General features: G+C 68.1%; 20 protein-coding genes. 7 read left to right on the forward strand and 13 right to left on the reverse strand.

Annotation, left to right across the window (positions count from 1 at the left end):
• Positions 1-72: 72 nt before the first annotated feature.
• From SPI01S_RS12000 to wecB, 3 genes are all read right to left on the reverse strand, one after another.
• Positions 73-825, reverse strand: coding sequence for a metallophosphoesterase family protein (locus tag SPI01S_RS12000; RefSeq protein WP_066722448.1), 753 nt, complete (start codon positions 823-825; stop codon positions 73-75).
• Positions 826-827: 2 nt separating this feature from the next.
• Positions 828-2126, reverse strand: a complete 1299-nt coding sequence (wecC, locus tag SPI01S_RS12005; protein ID WP_066722451.1) for a UDP-N-acetyl-D-mannosamine dehydrogenase — start codon at positions 2124-2126, stop codon at positions 828-830.
• A 67-nt stretch (positions 2127-2193) separates the two neighbouring features.
• A complete protein-coding gene (gene wecB, locus SPI01S_RS12010; protein WP_157084663.1) occupies positions 2194-3333 on the reverse strand; it encodes a non-hydrolyzing UDP-N-acetylglucosamine 2-epimerase in 1140 nt (379 codons plus the stop codon).
• A 113-nt stretch (positions 3334-3446) separates the two neighbouring features.
• Between wecB and galU the strand changes: the two genes are divergently transcribed.
• From galU to SPI01S_RS12025, 3 genes are all read left to right on the forward strand, one after another.
• Entirely contained in the window at positions 3447-4316 is an 870-nt protein-coding gene (gene galU / locus SPI01S_RS12015) for a UTP--glucose-1-phosphate uridylyltransferase GalU (RefSeq protein WP_066722457.1), read from the forward strand.
• Positions 4317-4371: 55 nt separating this feature from the next.
• The gene (locus SPI01S_RS12020) at positions 4372-4626 is read left to right on the forward strand and encodes a type II toxin-antitoxin system ParD family antitoxin (RefSeq protein WP_066722459.1); all 255 of its coding nucleotides are present in this window, start codon (positions 4372-4374) and stop codon (positions 4624-4626) included.
• An 83-nt stretch (positions 4627-4709) separates the two neighbouring features.
• On the forward strand, positions 4710-4901 hold the full coding sequence (locus tag SPI01S_RS12025; RefSeq protein WP_245653575.1) for a type II toxin-antitoxin system RelE/ParE family toxin: 192 nt from the start codon (positions 4710-4712) through the stop codon (positions 4899-4901).
• Positions 4902-4905: 4 nt separating this feature from the next.
• On the opposite strand, the gene SPI01S_RS12030 is transcribed toward SPI01S_RS12025, so the two are convergent.
• The 10 genes from SPI01S_RS12030 to SPI01S_RS12075 form a co-directional block, all read right to left on the reverse strand.
• Positions 4906-6252, reverse strand: coding sequence for a nucleotide sugar dehydrogenase (locus SPI01S_RS12030; protein ID WP_066722462.1), 1347 nt, complete (start codon positions 6250-6252; stop codon positions 4906-4908).
• A 46-nt stretch (positions 6253-6298) separates the two neighbouring features.
• Positions 6299-7318 (reverse strand): NAD-dependent epimerase/dehydratase family protein, encoded by a 1020-nt coding sequence (locus SPI01S_RS12035; RefSeq protein ID WP_066722624.1) that lies wholly within the window; start codon positions 7316-7318, stop codon positions 6299-6301.
• A gap of 48 nt (positions 7319-7366) precedes the next feature.
• The gene (locus tag SPI01S_RS12040; protein ID WP_066722465.1) at positions 7367-8131 is read right to left on the reverse strand and encodes a HesA/MoeB/ThiF family protein; all 765 of its coding nucleotides are present in this window, start codon (positions 8129-8131) and stop codon (positions 7367-7369) included.
• Positions 8128-8505 (reverse strand): hypothetical protein, encoded by a 378-nt coding sequence (locus tag SPI01S_RS12045; RefSeq protein WP_066722468.1) that lies wholly within the window; start codon positions 8503-8505, stop codon positions 8128-8130. The genes SPI01S_RS12040 and SPI01S_RS12045 overlap by 4 nt, the downstream gene beginning before the upstream one ends.
• Positions 8502-8948, reverse strand: a complete 447-nt coding sequence (gene dut / locus SPI01S_RS12050) for a dUTP diphosphatase (RefSeq protein ID WP_066722471.1) — start codon at positions 8946-8948, stop codon at positions 8502-8504. The genes SPI01S_RS12045 and dut overlap by 4 nt, the downstream gene beginning before the upstream one ends.
• Positions 8949-8950: 2 nt before the next feature.
• On the reverse strand, positions 8951-9772 hold the full coding sequence (locus SPI01S_RS12055; protein ID WP_245653576.1) for an alpha/beta hydrolase: 822 nt from the start codon (positions 9770-9772) through the stop codon (positions 8951-8953).
• Positions 9762-10934, reverse strand: coding sequence for a bifunctional phosphopantothenoylcysteine decarboxylase/phosphopantothenate--cysteine ligase CoaBC (gene coaBC, locus SPI01S_RS12060; RefSeq protein WP_066722473.1), 1173 nt, complete (start codon positions 10932-10934; stop codon positions 9762-9764). Before coaBC ends, SPI01S_RS12055 begins: the two co-directional genes overlap by 11 nt.
• The gene (locus SPI01S_RS12065) at positions 10931-12049 is read right to left on the reverse strand and encodes a hypothetical protein (RefSeq protein ID WP_066722475.1); all 1119 of its coding nucleotides are present in this window, start codon (positions 12047-12049) and stop codon (positions 10931-10933) included. The genes coaBC and SPI01S_RS12065 overlap by 4 nt, the downstream gene beginning before the upstream one ends.
• A complete protein-coding gene (gene ubiB, locus SPI01S_RS12070) occupies positions 12046-13578 on the reverse strand; it encodes a 2-polyprenylphenol 6-hydroxylase (RefSeq protein ID WP_066722479.1) in 1533 nt (510 codons plus the stop codon). Before ubiB ends, SPI01S_RS12065 begins: the two co-directional genes overlap by 4 nt.
• A gap of 211 nt (positions 13579-13789) precedes the next feature.
• Entirely contained in the window at positions 13790-14521 is a 732-nt protein-coding gene (locus tag SPI01S_RS12075; protein ID WP_066722483.1) for a class I SAM-dependent methyltransferase, read from the reverse strand.
• 89 nt (positions 14522-14610) lie between these two features.
• On the opposite strand from SPI01S_RS12075, the gene mutM reads away from it, so the two are divergent.
• From mutM to SPI01S_RS12095, 4 genes are all read left to right on the forward strand, one after another.
• On the forward strand, positions 14611-15420 hold the full coding sequence (gene mutM / locus SPI01S_RS12080) for a bifunctional DNA-formamidopyrimidine glycosylase/DNA-(apurinic or apyrimidinic site) lyase (RefSeq protein WP_066722487.1): 810 nt from the start codon (positions 14611-14613) through the stop codon (positions 15418-15420).
• A gap of 97 nt (positions 15421-15517) precedes the next feature.
• A complete protein-coding gene (gene rpsT / locus SPI01S_RS12085; RefSeq protein ID WP_010545371.1) occupies positions 15518-15781 on the forward strand; it encodes a 30S ribosomal protein S20 in 264 nt (87 codons plus the stop codon).
• Positions 15782-16214: 433 nt separating this feature from the next.
• The gene (gene dnaA, locus SPI01S_RS12090) at positions 16215-17600 is read left to right on the forward strand and encodes a chromosomal replication initiator protein DnaA (protein WP_084253437.1); all 1386 of its coding nucleotides are present in this window, start codon (positions 16215-16217) and stop codon (positions 17598-17600) included.
• Complete coding sequence (locus SPI01S_RS12095) at positions 17597-18085, forward strand: GNAT family N-acetyltransferase (protein ID WP_066722490.1); 489 nt, start codon at positions 17597-17599, stop codon at positions 18083-18085. The genes dnaA and SPI01S_RS12095 overlap by 4 nt, the downstream gene beginning before the upstream one ends.
• The last annotated feature ends 27 nt before the right edge of the window (positions 18086-18112 follow it).

Consider the following 18112-nt stretch of genomic DNA (forward strand, 5'->3'; position numbering starts at 1 on the left):
TCTGCAACGTAGAGGCGAATGGATCCCGGCTTCCGCCGGGATGACGAATCGAGATAGCCGTCCGGCGCCGGATCAGGCGCCGGTGGCGAGGAAGCGGCGTTCGGCGCCGTCGAGGCAGAGTGCGGTCAGGCGGCCGGTGGCGCTGGCGCCGGTATCGATCGCGATGCGATTCGGATGGACTTCGGGATCGCCGACGACGGTGTGGCCGTGGACCACCAGCACGCCGTGATCGGCGGTGCTCCGCAGGAAAGGGCTGCGGATCCAGCGGAGGTCATGGTGGTCCTGCGCGTCCAGCGCGACGCCGGGGCGGATGCCTGCGTGCACGAACAGCACGTCGCCCACCCGCGCCGAATCGGGCAGGCTGCGCAGCAGCGCCACATGCGTCTCGGGAATCGCGGCGCCGAGCAGCGCTGCCGCCGCGGCGGGTTGCGCCAGCAGCGCGAGCGGATCGAGGCCGTAGCTCAGTGCGCATTCCTCGCCGCCGAAATGCAGCCACGATTCGAGATCCTGCAAATTTCCGTCGAGCATCGCGACGAGCATCGATTCGTGGTTGCCGCCGAGGATCGTCAGGCTCGGATCGGCCGCCTGCCGGTCGAGCAGCAGATCGAGCACGCCGCGCGACTCCGGGCCGCGATCGATCAGGTCGCCCAGCAGGATCAGATGTTCGTCGGGCCGGGGATCGCGGGCGCGCTCGGCGTCGATCCGGGCGAGCAGTTCCTTTAGCAGGTCGCGCCGGCCATGGACGTCGCCGATGGCATAGGCGCGGGTGCCCGCTGGCAGCGCATAGGCGGCTGGGGCCGCCCGGCGGAACAGCGCTGAGAACATCCTCAGCCTGCGAGGCGCAGGCCCGCGGCGATGCTCTCCGGGGCCGGCTGATCGGGCCAGATGCCGCGGGTGTCGTAGACCAGCTTGCCCGCGCGCTCGTCGAGCGGGACCGACTTGAACAGGTCGTGATCGACCAGCACCACGAAGATCGGGCAGCTCTCGATCGCGCTGTCGATGTCGGTCAACGTCGCACCCGTGGCGGCGAGGGCAGGGGGCAGCGCCTGGGCATAGGGCTCGACGATGCGGACGCGGGCGCCGTGCCGCTCGGCGATCGCCTGCGCGACCTTGAGCGCCGGGCTCTCGCGGAAATCGTCGATGTTCGCCTTGAAGGCGAGGCCCAGGCAGGCGATCGGCGCGCCCGGCAGGCGGGCGATCAGCGCCTCGGCCCGCGCGATGCTGTGCGCGACCTTGCCGTCGTTCACCTCGCGGGCGGTGCGGATCAGCGGGCTCTGCTCGGGGTTGGAATGCACCAGGAACCACGGATCGACGGCGATGCAGTGGCCGCCTACGCCCGGACCGGGTGACAGGATGTTCACCCGGGGATGGCGGTTGGCGAGGCGGATCACCTCCCATACGTCCACGCCCATGCCCTCGGCCAGGATCGACAGTTCGTTGGCGAAGGCGATGTTGACGTCGCGAAACGCGTTCTCGGTAAGCTTGGTCATCTCCGCCGCCCGCGCCGTGGTGGTGACGCAGGCACCGCGGACGAAGCGGCGGTAGAAATGCAGCGCCTTGCGGGCGCAGCGCGGGGTGATGCCGCCGATGACCCGGTCATTCTCGATCAGTTCGACCAGGATGCGGCCGGGCAGCACCCGTTCCGGGCAATAGGCGATGGCGATGTCGGCGCTGCCCGCGCTGTGGCCGGGCACCTTCAGGTCCGGGCGCAGCGTGGCGAGCAGTTCGGCCACCTTCTCGGTCGTGCCTACCGGCGAAGTCGATTCGAGGATCACCACGTCGCCGGCCTTCAAGACCGTTGCGATGCTGGTCGCGGCCTGCAGGACATAGCCGATGTCGGGCGCATGGTTGGCGCCGAAGGGGGTCGGCACGGCGATGACGAACACGTCCGACGGCTCGATCGTCAGCGCGGCGCGAAGGTTGCCGCGCGCGACCACGCCGGAGACCAGACCGTCGAGGTCGATCTCCTCGATATGCACGCGGCCCGAGTTCACCGTCTCCACCACGGTCGCATCGACGTCGATGCCCAGCACCCTTGCGCCCGTCCGCGCGATCACGGCCGCGGTCGGTAGCCCGATATAGCCGAGGCCGAGCACCGCGACCTTCGGCTCAGAGGTGACAAGCATCGCAAACTCCGGGCGAAATCAGGAGCCGCGACCATGGCAGAGAGGCGTTAAAATATCGGAAGACCGCTCAGTCGAGGTCGAACCCCGCGCGGACGATGGCGGCGATACGCGCGGCGGCGTGACCGTCGCCGAACGGATTGTGCGCGCGGGCCATCGCGGCATGGGCCTGGGGGTCGTCGAGCAGGCGCGCCACTTCCTCGACGATCCGGTCCGCATCGGTGCCGACCAGTCGCGCGGTGCCGGCGGTGACCCCCTCGGGCCGCTCGGTCGTCTCGCGCATCACCAGTACCGGCTTGCCGAGCGCGGGCGCTTCTTCCTGCACGCCGCCCGAATCGCTCAGCACCAGATCGGCCATGCCCAGCGCGCGGATGAAGTGCGGGTAATCGAGCGGATCGATGCGCGCGATGTTGGGCTGATCGCCGAGTGCCGCGTCCATCACCGCGACGACGTTGGGGTTGGGGTGCACCGGGAACAGGATCGCCACGTCCGGACGCGCCGCGATTCGGCGCAGCGCCTCGGCGATCGCGGCCATGCCGCCGCCGAAATTCTCGCGACGATGCGTGGTGACGAGGATGATCCGCTTGCCGGCGAAGCGCGCGGCGATCGGGTCCAGCCCGGCGGCGAGCGACGGTTCCGCCGCGATCCGCGCGCGCGTCGCCAGCAGCGCGTCGATCACCGTGTTGCCGGTGACATGGATGGTGGCCGCCGGAATATTCTCGTCGCGCAACGCATTCGCCGCCGTTTCGGTAGGCGCGAAATGCTGGTCGGCGATCGGCGCGACGATCCGGCGGTTCACCTCCTCCGGCCAGGGCTGGTAGATGTCGCCCGAGCGCAGGCCGGCCTCGACATGGCTTACCGGGATCTTTCGGTAATAGGCCGCCAACGCACCGACCATCGCGGTGGCGGTGTCGCCCTGCACGATCACCCGATCGGGCCGAACCGAATCCAGCGCGCCGCCGATGCCGGTGAGCAGCCGGACGGTCAGCGCGTCGAGCGACTGGCCCGGCGTCATCAGGTCGAGGTCGATGTCCGGCGCAATGCCGGCGATCGCCAGAACCTGGTCCAACAGGCCACGATGCTGCGCAGTCACGCAAGTAACGACCGCAAGGTCGGGCATGGCCTGCAATGCCCCGATCACGGGAAAGAGCTTGATGGCTTCGGGTCGTGTGCCGAAGACGACGAACAGCTTTTTGCGGGCCTGTGCCATTTTCATCGATTAGCGTAGTTGCCTAACCGAACCATTACGGATTCCGCGCGTTTGCCAGCCGCGCGGTATGACGTTATGCCGCACTGCACCCAAAATTTACCACGAGGGGGGTTATGACGATCAAGCCGCTGCGTAAGGCCGTGTTCCCGGTTGCGGGTCTCGGCACCCGGTTCCTGCCCGCCACCAAGGCGATGCCGAAGGAGATGCTGCCGGTCGTCGACCGCCCGTTGATCCAGTACGCCGTCGACGAGGCGGTGGAAGCCGGCATCGAGCAGATGATCTTCGTCACCGGTCGCGGCAAGTCCGCGCTCGAGGACCATTTCGACATCGCCTATGAGCTGGAAGCGACGATGGCCGCACGCGGCAAGTCGCTCGAAGTGCTCGACGGCACCCGGCTGAAGCCGGGCAACATCGCCTATGTCCGCCAGCAGGAGCCGATGGGCCTGGGCCATGCCGTATGGTGCGCCCGCGACATCGTCGGCGACGAGCCGTTCGCGGTGCTGCTGCCGGACGACTTCATGTTCGGCCAGCCGGGGTGCCTGAAGCAGATGGTCGACGCCTATAACAAGGTGGGCGGCAATCTGATCTGCGCCGAGGAAGTGCCCGACGACCAGACGCACCGCTACGGCATCATCACGCCGGGCACGCAGGACGGCACCCTCACGCAAGTGAAGGGCCTCGTCGAAAAGCCGGCGCCGGGCACCGCGCCGTCGAACCTGTCGGTGATCGGTCGCTACATCCTGCAGCCGGAAGTGATGCGCATCCTGGAAAACCAGGGCAAGGGCGCCGGCGGCGAGATCCAGCTGACCGACGCGATGCAGCGGATGATCGGCGACCAGGCGTTCCACGGCGTGACCTTCCAGGGCACCCGATACGACTGCGGCGACAAGGCGGGCTTCATCCAGGCCAACCTCGCCGTGGCGCTGTCGCGTCCGGACCTCGAACCGGCGGTGCGCGCCTTCGCGGAGAAGGCGCTGGGCTGAGCCCGTACTTGGCAAAGTTTGTCATCGTCGCCATAGTTCACCTGCGAGGTGCTCTATGGCGACGATGAACGTTTCTCTGCCCGACACGATGAAGGCCTGGGTCGAGGCGCAGGCCGAAAGCGGCCGCTACAGTAATACCAGCGACTATGTGCGGGACCTGATCCGTCGCGATCAGCGCCGCGAGCGCAAGATCGAGGCAATGCAGCAGCTGATCGACGAAGCCGAAGCCAGCGGCATCGAAACGCGCAGCGTGGCAGCGCTGCTCGATGCGGCCCGTGCGCGCGTCGGCAGCAACGATGGCGCGGTATAGGCTCAGCCGCGCGGCCGGCGCCGATCTGGTCGAACTATAACTATTTGGCGTCGAGCAGTTCGGCACCGCGCAGGCCGAGCGCTATGCTGCGGGGCTGGAAGCGTGCTTCGCGATGCTGGCGGACAATCCGCATCTCGCGGGAACGCGAGGAACTCCGGCAGCGTTTGCGCGCGTTTCGCTACAAGGCGCACCTGATTTTCTACCACGCCCAAGCCGACGGCATTCTCATCCTCCGCCTCCGACATGGCCGGGAAGACTGGTTGGCTGACGATTAAGGCCTCAGGCGCGGGCGATGTTGTCGCCCGTCACGCCTGCCTTGCCGCAGGCATTGCGGGTGTCGATCACCAGCTTGGCGGAAGCCACCAGCGCGGCATAGTCGACCGCGTCGTGGTCGGTGGCGATCAGCACCGCGTCATACCCGGCGATCGCCGCCTCGTCCCATGCCACGCCGTGCCGGTAGTTGAGCGTCGGATGCTCGCGCGTGCCGTTGATCTGGGCGACATGGGGATCGTGGAAATCGGCCGTGGCGCCGCGCGCCTCGATCAGCTCCATCAGGCGGAGCGACGGGCTCTCGCGAATGTCGTCGACATTCTTCTTGTAGGCCACCCCCAGCACCAGGATGCGCGCGCCGCGCAGGCCCCGGCCGAAGCGCGCGTCGAGCGTGTCCGCCAGCACGCGGATCACGTGCTGCGGCATGTCGGCGTTGATCTGGCCGGCGAGCTCGATGAAGCGGGTGTGCTGGTTATACTCGCGCGCCTTCCAGGTGAGGTAAAAGGGGTCGATCGGGATGCAGTGCCCGCCCAGGCCCGGGCCGGGATAGAAGGGCATGAAGCCGAACGGCTTGGACTTTGCCGCCTCGATCACTTCCCACACGTCGATGTCCATCGCAGTGAAGATCAGCTTCAGCTCGTTGACCAGCGCGATGTTGACCGCGCGGAACACATTCTCGGTGATCTTCACCGCCTCGGCGGTCGCGGCGGACGAGACCTGGATGACCTGGGGCACGATGTGGCGGTAGAGCGCCATGGCCAGCCCCGCCGAGGCCGGATCGTCGGCGCCGACGACCTTGGGGATCTTGGTGGTCGAGAAGGTCGGGTTGCCCGGGTCCTCGCGCTCGGGCGAGTAGGCCAGGAAAAAGTCCTTGCCGGCGATCAGGCCGGCTTCCTCGAGGATCGGCTGCATCACCTCGCGGGTGGTGCCGGGATAGGTGGTCGATTCGAGGATCACCAGCTGGCCCTTGCGCAGCGTGTGCGCGATCGCGCGGGTGGTGTGCTCGACATATTTCAGGTCGGGTTCGAGATGGCGGGTGAGCGGCGTCGGCACGCAGATCAGCAGCACGTCCGCTTCGCCCAGCCGGTCCAGGTCGGCGGTGGCGGCGATACGCTGCGCGGCGACGAGCGGGGCGATGCGGTCACCAGGGATGTGCTTGATGTAGCTTTCGCCCCGGTTGAGCGCGACGACCTTCTCGGGATCGAGGTCGAAGCCGAGCACCGAGCAACCGGCCTCGCCGAAGGCAACGGCCAGCGGCAGGCCGACATAGCCCATGCCGATCACGCCGATCGTCGCCGCGCGCGTTTCGATGCGGGTCTGCAGCTTCAGTCCGTGCGCCGGCCATTCGAAGGTCATCTTGTCCGCTCCGTTCAGGAGCAGCTGCCATGCACCAGCGCCGGTTTCAGCTTCGATAATGTTCCAGATACCAGCGCACGAACGCCGCCACGCCCTCTTCCGGGGTGGTGGAAGGCGCGTAGCCGGTGAGGCGGCGGAGCAGCTCCGAGGAGGCTTCGGTAGCCGGCACGTCGCCGGCCTGCATCGGCAGGAAGTTCTTCGTGGCCGTGCGGCCCAGCGCCTTCTCCGCCGCGGCGATATAGTCCATCAGCGGCGTCGGGCGGCCGGCGCCGATGTTGACGATGCGGAACGGCGCCACGGGCGAGAGGCTGTCGCCTTCCACCGGCACGTCGCCCGGCACGGCGTCGACCAGGCGCACGATCGATTCGGCGAGATCGTCGATGAAGGTGAAGTCCCGCACCATGTCGCCGTTGTTGTAGACGTCGATCGGCTCGCCCGCGAGGATGGCGCGGGTGAACTTGAACAGCGCCATGTCCGGCCGCCCCCACGGCCCATAGACCGTGAAGAAGCGGAAGAAGGTCATCGGCGTGCGGAACAGGTGCGCATAGCTGTGGCCCATCAGCTCGGTCGCGCCCTTGGTGGCGGCGTACAGGCTCATCGGCGTGGCGGTGCGCTGGGTTTCACCGAACGGCATGTCGGTATTGGCGCCGTAGACCGAGCTGGTCGAGGCGGCGAGGAAATGGCGGACCGGATGATGCCGCGCGAGCTCGATCAGGTTGAACGTGCCGACGATGTTGGCGCCAACATAGCTGGCGGGCTGCTCGATGCTGAACCGCACACCCGCCTGCGCGGCGAGGTGGATCACCACGTCGGGCTTGAACGCGGCCCAGGCGGCGGCGAGCGCGGGTTGATCCTCGATCGACAGGCGCGCCACCCGGAAATTGGGGTGGTTCGACAGCATGTCGTTGCGCGCTTCCTTCAGCGCGACGTCATAGTAATCCGAGAAATTGTCGATGCCGAGCACCGTCGCGCCCGCCTGCAGCAGGCGGCTGGCGGTGTGGAAGCCGATGAACCCGGCCGATCCGGTGACGAGCACGCGCGGGGGCTTGGCGGTCGGGTCGGTCATCATGGCTCCTGTAGCTGCGGCTTCGGCGCCGTTGGTAGCCCCTTCTCCTTACCGGAGCGTTCCCGTGCCGCAAGCCGGGCAACCCGGATCCTTGGGCAGCTGGAGCGTGCGGAAGCGCAACGCCAGCGCATCGACCAGCAACAGCTTGCCGGCCGTATCGTCGCCGAAAGGCGTGATGGCGCGAATCACTTCCAGCGCCGCAAGACTGCCGAGGATGCCGGTCAGCGCGCCGAGCACGCCCTGTTCGGAACAGCTCACGCCTTCACGCTCGGGGTCGTGGCCGACGAAGCAGCGGTAGCAGGGCTTGTCCGCCTCCCAGCCGCGGAAGGTGCCGAGCTGGCCCTCGAACTCCGCGACGGCGGAGGAGACGAGCGGCACGCGGGCGGCGAGGGCGGCGTCGGCGACGGCGAGGCGGGTTGCGAAATTGTCCGTGCCGTCGAGGACGACGTCGTGCCCGGCGATCAGCGCGGGGGCGTCCTGCGCGGACAGGCGACGCGGCTCGACGCGCACGGCAACGTTGGGATTGATCGCCGCGACCCGTGCGGCGGCAGCTTGCGCCTTGCCGGCGCCGATGTCGGCGGTGGCGAACAGCACCTGGCGCTGCAGGTTGGAGCGATCCACGAGGTCATCATCGACGATGGTCATCCCGCCGACCCCGGCCGCTGCAAGATACTGGATCGCCGGTGCGCCGATGCCGCCCGCGCCGATCACCAGGACCTGCGCTGCCTTCAGCCTTGCCTGGCCCGCACCGCCGATTTCACGCAGGATGATGTGGCGCGCGTAGCGTTCCAGCTCCTCGTCGGAGAGGGTCATTTCGGCCAGGTGAAGGTAACGCTCGCGCGGTACCATTGATCGGCGCTGGCCATGCGCGGCAACAGGTTGCCGCGCGCGGCGCTCGCGACCATGGCTGCGGCATATTGCTCCACCGTCGGGCACTGGATGGCGCGTGGTACGGTCGTGCGGATAGTGTCCTGCGCGTCCACCAGAACGGCGACGTCGACGGTGAGCGTCAGGCCCGCACCGATCGCCAGCGGGCATTTGCGCGCCGTGACTTCCTGGGCCACGAAGGCGAGCATGTCCGGCGTGATCTGCGGCTCGGCCCGAAAGGGGAGGGGCGCGAGCGACGGCCAGTCAATCCGCGGGGGCGTTGCCTGCAGGGCGATCGCAAGGGCGATGGCGGTGATCATTGCCCGGTCGAGCCGAAGCCGCCGGCTCCCCTTGCGGTCGCGTCGAGGGTGGCGACCTCGTCGAGATCGGCGCGCTGCACCGGGGCCGGTACCAGCTGCGCGATGCGATCACCGCGGGCGACGGGAAAGTCCTCGCTGCCAAGATTGGCGAGGATCACCTTGATTTCGCCGCGATAATCGCTGTCGATGGTGCCCGGGGTGTTGAGGCAGGTGATGCCGTGCTTGAGCGCCAGTCCGGAGCGCGGGCGGACCTGCACCTCATAGCCGGCCGGGATCGCCATCGCGAAGCCGGTGGCGACGGCGTGGCGCGCCCCCGGCGCGAGGGTCAGGTCCTCCGCGGCAACCACGTCCATGCCGGCGGCGCCGTCGGTGGCATAGCGGGGAAGGGGGAGGTGCTCACCATGGGGCAGGCGTTGGATCGCGATGCGGATCGGCGGCAGCAAGGTCAGCCTTTCGTGGGAAGCGCCGCGGCCAGCCGGGTGGTGGCCGCCAACACTTCAGAATCGTTGAGCAAATCATGTCCCCGTCCGGGGACGATGCGCAGATCGGTAGCGATGCCGCGAAGTGCAAGGGCCTCGGCATAGGCACGCGACAGGGCCGGCGGCGTGATCTTGTCGTTCAGGCCGACCAGCACCGCCGCGCGCAGGCCGGGCATCACCCCGCCAGCAGTCTTGAGCGGATCGAGGCTGGCGACCGGCGTCGCCCACGCGGCGCCGTGCCGCTGTTTCTGCATGCCCTTGCGCCATTCGGGCAGCGCACAGGGACACCCGACCAGCACCATCGCATCGAGCAGATCGGGGCGGATGCCGGCGATGTCGGCCGCGATCGCCGCGCCGCCCGAATCGCCGACCAGGATCAGCCGCGCACCGGCGAAGCGGCGGCGCAGGATGCCGATGGACTCGGCGACGGCGTCGATATGCTGTTGCGTATAGTCGTCGCCGAAACCCATCCCTGCCTGGCCCGGCGAGCGGTTGCCCGCCATGTCGCCATAGCCCGGGCGCAGCAGCGCAACGGCGGCGCTGTTCGGAATGGCCTGGGTGACGCTCTCCGCAAAGCGGTAATGATCGCTTCGCGCCTCCGGGCTGCCGTCGCCGTGCAGCACCACGACGAGCGTCCGCACCGTGTCCGGCGCCGTTGCGCCGAAGTTGCGTGCGTGGAGGTTGAGCGCGGGCTCCACCTTGGCGGCGGTATGCACGGTCGCAACGGGCGTGGTGCAGCCGGCGACCAGGGCGAGCCCGGCAAGCGCGGGCAGTATCCTAGAGCGCATCGGCGATCCGCTCGGCCAGGCGGCGGGCGACGTCGGCCTTGGACGCGCGCTCCCAGGAATCGACGCCTTCGACAGTGACGAGATGGACGGCATTGGCTTCACCCCCCATCACATCGCCGGAAACATCGTTGGCGACAATCCAGTCCGCGTTCTTGCGCGTGCGTTTCGCGACGGCATGTTCGATCACTCGTTCGGTTTCCGCCGCGAAGCCCACCACGAGCTGCGGCCGACGCGCGTCCTGCGCCAGGCCGGCGAGGATATCAGGATTCTGTGACAGGTGCAGCAGCGGCGCGGAATCGCCCTTCTTCAGCTTCTGGGACGCTGGCTCGACGTGCCAGTCGGCGACCGCGGCGACCATCACCGCGGCGTCGGCGGGAAGGGCGGCATCGACCGCGGCGGCCATCTCCCGCGCGGTTTCGACATCGACGCGGGTGACCCCGGGCGGCGTCGGCAGCGTCACGGGCCCGGCGACGAGCGTGACGCGCGCCCCAAGTGCCGCAAGCGCTCCGGCGATGGCGAAGCCCTGCTTCCCCGACGAACGATTGGCGATGTAGCGCACGGGATCGATCGGCTCGTGCGTGGGGCCGGCAGTGACGAGGATGTGCCTGCCGGCGAGCCGCGCCTCGGCGGGGGCGAGCGCCTGCTGGATGGCGGCGAGAATCGCCGCGGGCTCGGGCAGGCGGCCGGGGCCATATTCACCACACGCCATCGGCCCCTCGTCGGGCTCCAGCACGGTCACCCTGTCGGCGCGCAGTTGCGCCACGTTGCGGCGGGTGGCGGCATGGCTCCACATCCGCACGTTCATCGCGGGCGCGGCCAGCACCGGCTTGTCGGTGGCGAGCAGCAGCGTGGTCGCCAGATCGCTGGCGATGCCCCCGGCCATGCGGGCGAGCAGGTCGGCGGTGGCGGGCGCGACGACGACCAGATCGGCCTGGCGGCTGAGCTGGATATGGCCCATCTCCGCTTCGTCCTTCAGATCCCACAAGGTGGTATACACCTGGTTTTCGGACAGCGCCGCCAGCGTCATCGGCGTCACGAAATGCTGGCCGCCTTCCGTCAGCACGCAGGTAACGCCGATTCCGGCCTTGCGGCAGAGGCGGACGAGTTCGCACGCCTTGTAGGCAGCGATGCCCCCGCCGACGATGAGCAGGATGCGTTTCATGGTGTCACCGTTGTAACCGTGATCCGCCGCCTGTCGAGCGCGCGCTGCCACAGGTCCGCCACCGCATCGGGTACGAAGACGAGGCCGACCAGCGCGGCGGGCGCCACCATCAGCGCCCAGTAGAAATTGTCGAGCCGGGCAAACAGCGCGATCACGGCGCCGTAAGCGACCAGCAGCGCAAACATCCGCAGGCCCAGCGCGTCGTCCCAGCTCGCCCAGCCCACCACCGCGAGGGTGACGAGCAGCGCGCCCAGCGCCAGCGGCAGTGCCTGGAACCCGGTCGATGCAACCAGGGCGCTGAGGAAGAAGCCGGGGCCGTTGAACGCCGCCCAGCCTGGCGACGTCGGGTCCAGCGGGCCGGTGACGCTCGCCACCGCATGGGCGTGGAGGGCCAGTGCGCCGCCGAACAGCAGCAGCGCGACGCCCCAGCCCAGTGCCTCGCCGCGCCGGTCCTCGCGCCAGGCGAAGGCGAGCATGACGAGCACGTAGAGCGCGGCGGTCTCGCGGATCAGCATCGCGGCGAGGCCCAGCGCGATCGCTTCCAGCGCGCGGCCGGGGCGGCGGAGGGCCAGTGAAAGGGCGACGAGCAACCCGGCCCAGATCTCGTGGAACAGCACCAGCCCCGGCTGGAAGAAGGCCAGCATCGAGGCGGCGAGCAGCATCATCATGATCGCGCGCGGCAGCAGCCCGCTGAGCGCGGCGCCCACCCGCGATGCCCAGGCGAAGGCGGTCAGCGCCGCCAGCGCGAGGAGCAGCGCGATGCTCGCCCAGCCCGGGATCGCCGCCTGCAGCGCGGCGAGCGCCGGGAGGCGCATCGTCAGGAACGGGTGGAGCGGATAGGCGCCCGCCCGCATCGCCTCGCTGGCCGCGACATAATAGGGGTCGCCGCCCTTCATCCCGGCAACCACGCGCTCGTAGAGGCCGATGTCCGTCATCCGGTCCGCCGTGCGCCCCGCTGCGTCGCCGGCGCCGGTAAGCGAAGGCACCGCCAGCGCCGTCAGCGAGGTGAGGAGCAGCACGAGCAGCGCGGCCCAGGCCAGCCGCGCGCGGCCCCGCGAAAGGGCAGCGAAGCGGCTCGGCTGGCGGGTCCAGACGCGGCGCGTGCGGCCGCTCATGCGAGCAGCAGCGTTCCGAGCACGCCCGCCGCCGCTGCCAGCAGCGCCACCACCGCATAGCGCCAGCCGCCGCCGACGCGCACCACCTGGATTTCGCGCAGGGGCGGTTCCGGCGGCGCGCCGCCGGGGGCAGGGAAGCGCAGTTCGATGTTGCGGACCAGTTCCGGCAGGCGAGCGAGGGTGCGGATGTCCGCGATCAGGCGATCGGCGACCTTGGCCTCGGGCCCCAGCTCGGTGCGGATCCATTCGCGGACGAACGGTGCCGAGACGTCCCACAGGTTGATGTCCGGATCGAGCCCGCGCGCCACGCCTTCCACCATCACCATCGTCTTCTGGAGCAGCAGCAGATGCGGCTGCGTCATCATGTCGAAGTCGCGGGTGATCGAGAACAGGCCGTCGAGCATGCCGCCGATCGACATTTCCTTCACCGGCAGCCCGCGCATCGGCTCGCCCACGGCACGCAGCGCCGTCGCGAACTCGGCGACATTGTGGTGGGCGGGGACATAGCCCGCCTCGAAATGGATCTCGGCCACGCGCTTATAGTCGCCGGTGATCAGGCCGTAGAGGATCTCGGCCAGCCACACGCGGGCGCGGCGATCGATCCGGCCCATGATGCCGAAGTCGATCGCGGCGATGCGGCCATCGGGCAGCGCGAACAGATTGCCCTGGTGCATGTCCGCATGGAAGAAGCCTTCGGCGATCGCCTGGCGGAGAAACGCCTTGATCAGCTTGCCGGCGAGGCCCGGCATGTCGTGCCCGGCGCGGACCAGCGCGTCGCGGTCGCTGAGCTTGATGCCGTCGATCCACTCCAGCGTCAGCACCTTGCCGGTGGTGCGCTGCCAGTCGATCGTGGGGACCATGAAGTCCGGCTCCGCGGTCATCGCCTCGGCCAGTTCGGAGGCCGAGGCAGCCTCGCGGCGGAAGTCGAGTTCGCGCACGGTCCAGCGCTTGAAGCTTTCGATCACCAGGCGCGGGCGCAGGCGGCGCGCCTCGCCGCCATAGGCCTCGAGCTGGGCGGCGGCCCATTCATAGGTCTCGATCGCGCGGGCGAAATCGCTTTCGATGCCCGGGCGCAGCACCTTCACCGCGACGCGGCGGCCGTCGGTGGTCACCGCGCGGTGGACCTGCGCGATCGAGGCGGCGCCGATCGGGGCTTCCTCGATCTCGGCGAAGAAGGCGGAGAGCGGGCGGCCATAGCTGGTCTCGATCCGCTCGCGGATGATCTCGAAGGGGACGGGGGGCAGCGCATCCTGCAGGCGGAGCAGGTCATGCGCGGCTTCCTCGCCGACGAGATCGGGGCGGGTGGCGAGCGTCTGGCCCAGCTTGATCGCCGCCGGGCCGATCGCCTGGAAGGCATCGGCATAAGCGGGTACTGTCGGAAGGCGCGCGCCAATGCGCAGTACGCGCACGAAACGCCGAATCGGTCGCGGCGTGTTTGCGTCCCGCTCGATGCCGCGCAGGGCACCATGGCGGGCGAGGATGCGGCCCCATTTGAACAGGCGCCAGAGATGGATGGCGGGCGCGGTCATGCCTTTAGCCCCTCCTCCTCGGAGGAGGGGTTGGGGGTGGAGGGATTCCAGAACGCCTCTTGGTCTCGGTGAGACACAGCCCCACCCCAAACCCCGCACCGGGTGAACAGCGCCCCGCGCTGTTCAGGCGCTGCCGGGGGCAGCGCCGACCCGGTGCGCCTGAAGGAGAGGGGCTTCAGCGCGGGAACTCCCTCGCGCAGCCAAAAAGCCATCAAATCTTCCAGCCGCTGTGGATCGCAACGAGGCCGCCGAGCAGCGGCTCGACCTTGGTCTGCCGGAAGCCGGCTTCGGCGATCATCCGCTCGAAGCTCGGCATGTCCGGGAAGCGGCGGATCGATTCGATCAGGTAGCGATAGCTGTCCTCGTCCTGCGCGAGCAGCTTGCCGAGCTTGGGGACCAGCTTGTGCGAATAGGCGTCGTAGAGCTCGGCGAAGCCCGGCCACTGGGTGGTCGAGAATTCGAGCACGAAGAAGCGGCCGCCGCGCTTCAATACGCGGTGCGCCTCGCGGAGCGCCTTGGGGATGTCGGTCACGTTGCGGATGCCGAACGCGATCGTATAGGCGTCGAAGAAGCGGTCGGGGAATTGCAGCGTCTCGGCATTGGCCTCGGTCCACACCAGCCCGTCGATGCCGCGCTGGGCGGCGCGCTCGACGCCGACGCTGAGCATTTCCGGATTGATGTCCGCGACGGTGATCGCGGCACCGGTCTCGGCCATGCGGAAGGCGATGTCGCCGGTGCCGCCGGCCATGTCGAGGATGTGCTCGCCGGCGCGCGGCTTCACCCGGCGGACGAAGCGGTCCTTCCACAGCCGATGCATGCCGCCCGACATGGCGTCGTTCATCAGATCGTATTTGCTGGCGACATTCGAGAACACCTCGCCGACGCGGCGGGTCTTGTCCTCGGGGGCGACGTCTTCGTAACCGAAGGAGACGGTATCGGGCATGGCCGTGCCTTAGCGGCACGCGACGGCCAAACCAAGGGGGCTGAGGGGCAGGTGACATTCGGCCCCGCACTTCCTAGCTGTAATGCGAGATGCCTGAGCTTCCCGAAGTAGAAACCACCGTTCGCGGCCTCGCCCCCGTGCTGGAGGGGCAGCGGATCGAGCGTGTGCTGTTGAACAGGGCCGATCTGCGTCGGCCCTTTCCGGTCGATCTTGGCCAGCGGCTGACCAGCGCGATCGTCACCGGCCTGTCCCGCCGCGCGAAATACGGCCTTATATATACGGACCGCGACGATACGCTGGTCTTCCACCTCGGCATGTCGGGGCGCTGGCGGATCGATCCTTCGGAAATCGGCAAGCACGACCATGTCGTGATCGAGACGGCGCGCCACCGGCTGGCGCTCAACGATCCGCGGCGATTCGGTTCGATGGACCTGGTGCCGACGGCCGGGCTGGCGAACTGGCCGGCTTTCAAGGCGCTGGGGCCGGAGCCGCTGGGGCCGGAGTTCACCGCCGCGCACCTTGTAGAAGCGTTCGCCGATCGAATCGCGCCGGTGAAGGCGCTGCTGCTCGACCAGCGAATCGTCGCCGGCCTCGGCAATATCTATGTGTGCGAGGCGCTGTTCCTGTCGGGTATCGCGCCGACCAAGCCGGCGGGATCGATCGGGCGGGCCAAGCTCGAGAAGCTCGTCGCGGCGATACGCGAGGTGCTGGCGGCGGCGATTCGCGCGGGCGGCTCCACCCTGCGCGATTATGCCCGGCCGGACGGCGAGCTCGGCTATTTCGCCAAGGAATGGCGCGTCTATGGGCGGGAAGGGGAGCCCTGTGCTTGCGGTCGTCTTGTGCAGCGGCGCGTGGATTCGGGGCGTTCCACCTTCTATTGTGGCAAATGTCAGCGCTGAAAAGGTTGACCCGAATCGCTGCAGCCGATAAAGGGCCCGTCTTTCCGGCGTGGGCTCGCTTCCGCGCCTCACCCATTTCGAGCAGGAACAAGACCGAATGGCGAATACGCCGCAAGCGAAGAAGCGCATCCGTCGCAACGACCGCCGCGCCGAGATCAACGGTGCACGCGTCGGCCGCATCCGTACCTTCGTCAAGAAGGTCGAAGCTGCGCTGACCGCCGGCGACAAGGCCGCTGCCACCGAAGCGCTCGCCGCTGCGCAGCCGGAAATCGCACGTGGCGTCGCCAAGGGCGTGCTCCACAAGAACACCGCGGCGCGCAAGTTCTCGCGCCTCAACAAGCGTCTTCAGGCGCTCGCCTAACCGTAATCAAGCGGTAATCAAAAGCCCTGCCGGACCCGTCCGGCGGGGCTTTTTGCGCATGTGCGCCGCAAAAGATGGTTAAAATTCGGGCAACAGCCTCGAATCGCGCGAATCCACGAGTCGGCTCGATTCGATCGCGCCCTGGCCTTGGTTTGCCACGTTAAACACCTGGAATGATTTGACAATTTCGCCACCCCCACGGTTTTCCTAGGGGTTCCTGCTGTCAACAAAACTATTTCAGAAAGTTTACATAGCAGGCCCTTGCTCGACTCAGTTCGAGCTTCCTACAACAAGCCTCCCGGCCACGCTGCTGGTTGGGGCAACGAGTTCATCGCGCGTCGTCGGGGGCATGACCGGCTGCGATGGGCCTCATGATCGATATTGTTTTTGGAACGCGGGAATCGTGATCCCCGCGAAGGAAGGGTGCGTCAAAGTGACTCAGGTTCAACCGCTGGAACGTGAGGAAGGCCGCGACGTCGCCAAGGCTTGGGCGCATGTGCGCACCAACCTGCGCCGCTCGGCCGGCCAGCGGCTGTTCGACCAGTGGCTGAAGCCCGTCGTCCTGATCGACGGCAGCGATTCGCTCGCCGTCCGCTTGGGTCTGCCGTCCCCGTTCCTCACCCAGTGGGTGAAGAATCACTATGCTGAGCGTCTGCTGCTCGAGTTCCGCGCGGTGCTGCCGAACGTGCGCACCGTCACGCTGGAGACGCTGCAGGATGCCGAACAGCGCGTGTTGAGCGCCGAGCCGGCAGCCGCACCCGCGCCGCGCAAGGAAACGCTGGTCGAGCCGGCGGAGCGTCCTGCCTTCGATCCGCGTTTCACCTTCGATCGCTTCGTGGTGAGCACGACGAATCGCGTCGCCTTCAACGCGGCCCGCACTGTCGCGCTGCCGGGCGTGCCGATGTTCAGCCCGCTCTACCTCCATGCCGGTACCGGCCAGGGCAAGACGCACCTGATGCACGCCATCGGCCATGCCTTTCTGGAAGCCAATCCCGGCGCGACCGCGATTTATTCGACCGGCGAGCGCTTCATGTTCGAGTTCGTGCAGGCGCTGCGCAACAAGGACACGCTGGCGTTCAAGACCCGGCTTCGTTCGGTCGACCTGCTGATGATCGACGATCTTCAGTTCATCGGCGGCAAGGACGCGACCCAGGAGGAATTCTTCCACACGGTCAACGAGTTCATGGGCGCCGGCAAGCGGCTGGTGATCGCCGCAGACCGCGCGCCCCAGGCGCTGGAAGGCTTCGAGCCCCGCCTGGTCGGTCGCCTCGGCGCCGGGCTGGTGGCGGACATCAAGCCCGCCGAGCTCGACCTGCGCCGCGCCATTGTCGAGCGCAAGCTGAAGGACATGCCCGCCGTCGACATGCCGGTGGAAGTCGCCGACCTGCTCGCCGCGCGAATCACCACGAACGTCCGCGAGCTGGAAGGCGCGCTCAACCGCCTGGTTGCCTATGCGAGCCTGTCGAACGAATCGATCACCATCGATTTCGCGACCAGCGTGCTGGGCGAGGTGCTGCGCACCAGCCAGCGCCGCATCACGATCGACGAGATCCAGCGCGCGGTTTCGACGCACTTCGAAGTGAAGCAGTTGGACCTGATCTCCGCCCGCCGCGCGGTTGCGATCGCCCGGCCGCGCCAGATCGCGATGTATCTGGCGAAGCGCCTGACAACGCGGTCATTGCCCGAGATCGGCCGCAAGTTCGGCAACCGCGACCATTCGACGGTGATCCATGCGGTGAAGCGGATCGAGGATCTGCGCAGCAAGGACGTCGAGATCGATGGCGCCGTCCGCGCGCTGATGCGCACCCTGGAGGGGTGAGCCCGGTGATTCGCCCGGCCGCGCCAGAAGACGGCGCGGCGATCTGGGCGATCCTGGAACCGGTCATTCGCGCCGGCGAAACCTACGCGCTGGATCGGCACATGTCGCGCGATGCGGCGCTGGCCTATTGGCTCGGGTCCGATCGAGCGAGCTTCGTGGCCGAGGCTGATGGGCAGGTGCTCGGCACCTGGTATCTGCGGGCCAATCAGGCGGGTGGCGGCGCGCATGTCGCCAATTGCGGCTATGCCACGCATGAAGGCGCCCGCAGGCGCGGCATTGCCCGCGCCTTGGCAGAACACAGTTTCGCCGAGGCACGGGCAGGTGGTTTTCGCGCTATGCAGTTCAACTTCGTAGTGCACAGCTACGCGCCCGCCGTCCAGCTTTGGCACGCGCTCGGCTTCGAGACCATTGGGAGGGTGCCCGAGGCGTTCGCGCATCCGAAGCAGGGGCTGGTGGATGCGCTGCTACTGTATCGCCGGCTCTGAGCCTGTAGCGTCGCACAGAAGCGAGAC

The organism is Sphingomonas pituitosa NBRC 102491 (assembly GCF_001598435.1).
Taxonomy (GTDB): Bacteria; Pseudomonadota; Alphaproteobacteria; order Sphingomonadales; family Sphingomonadaceae; genus Sphingomonas; species Sphingomonas pituitosa.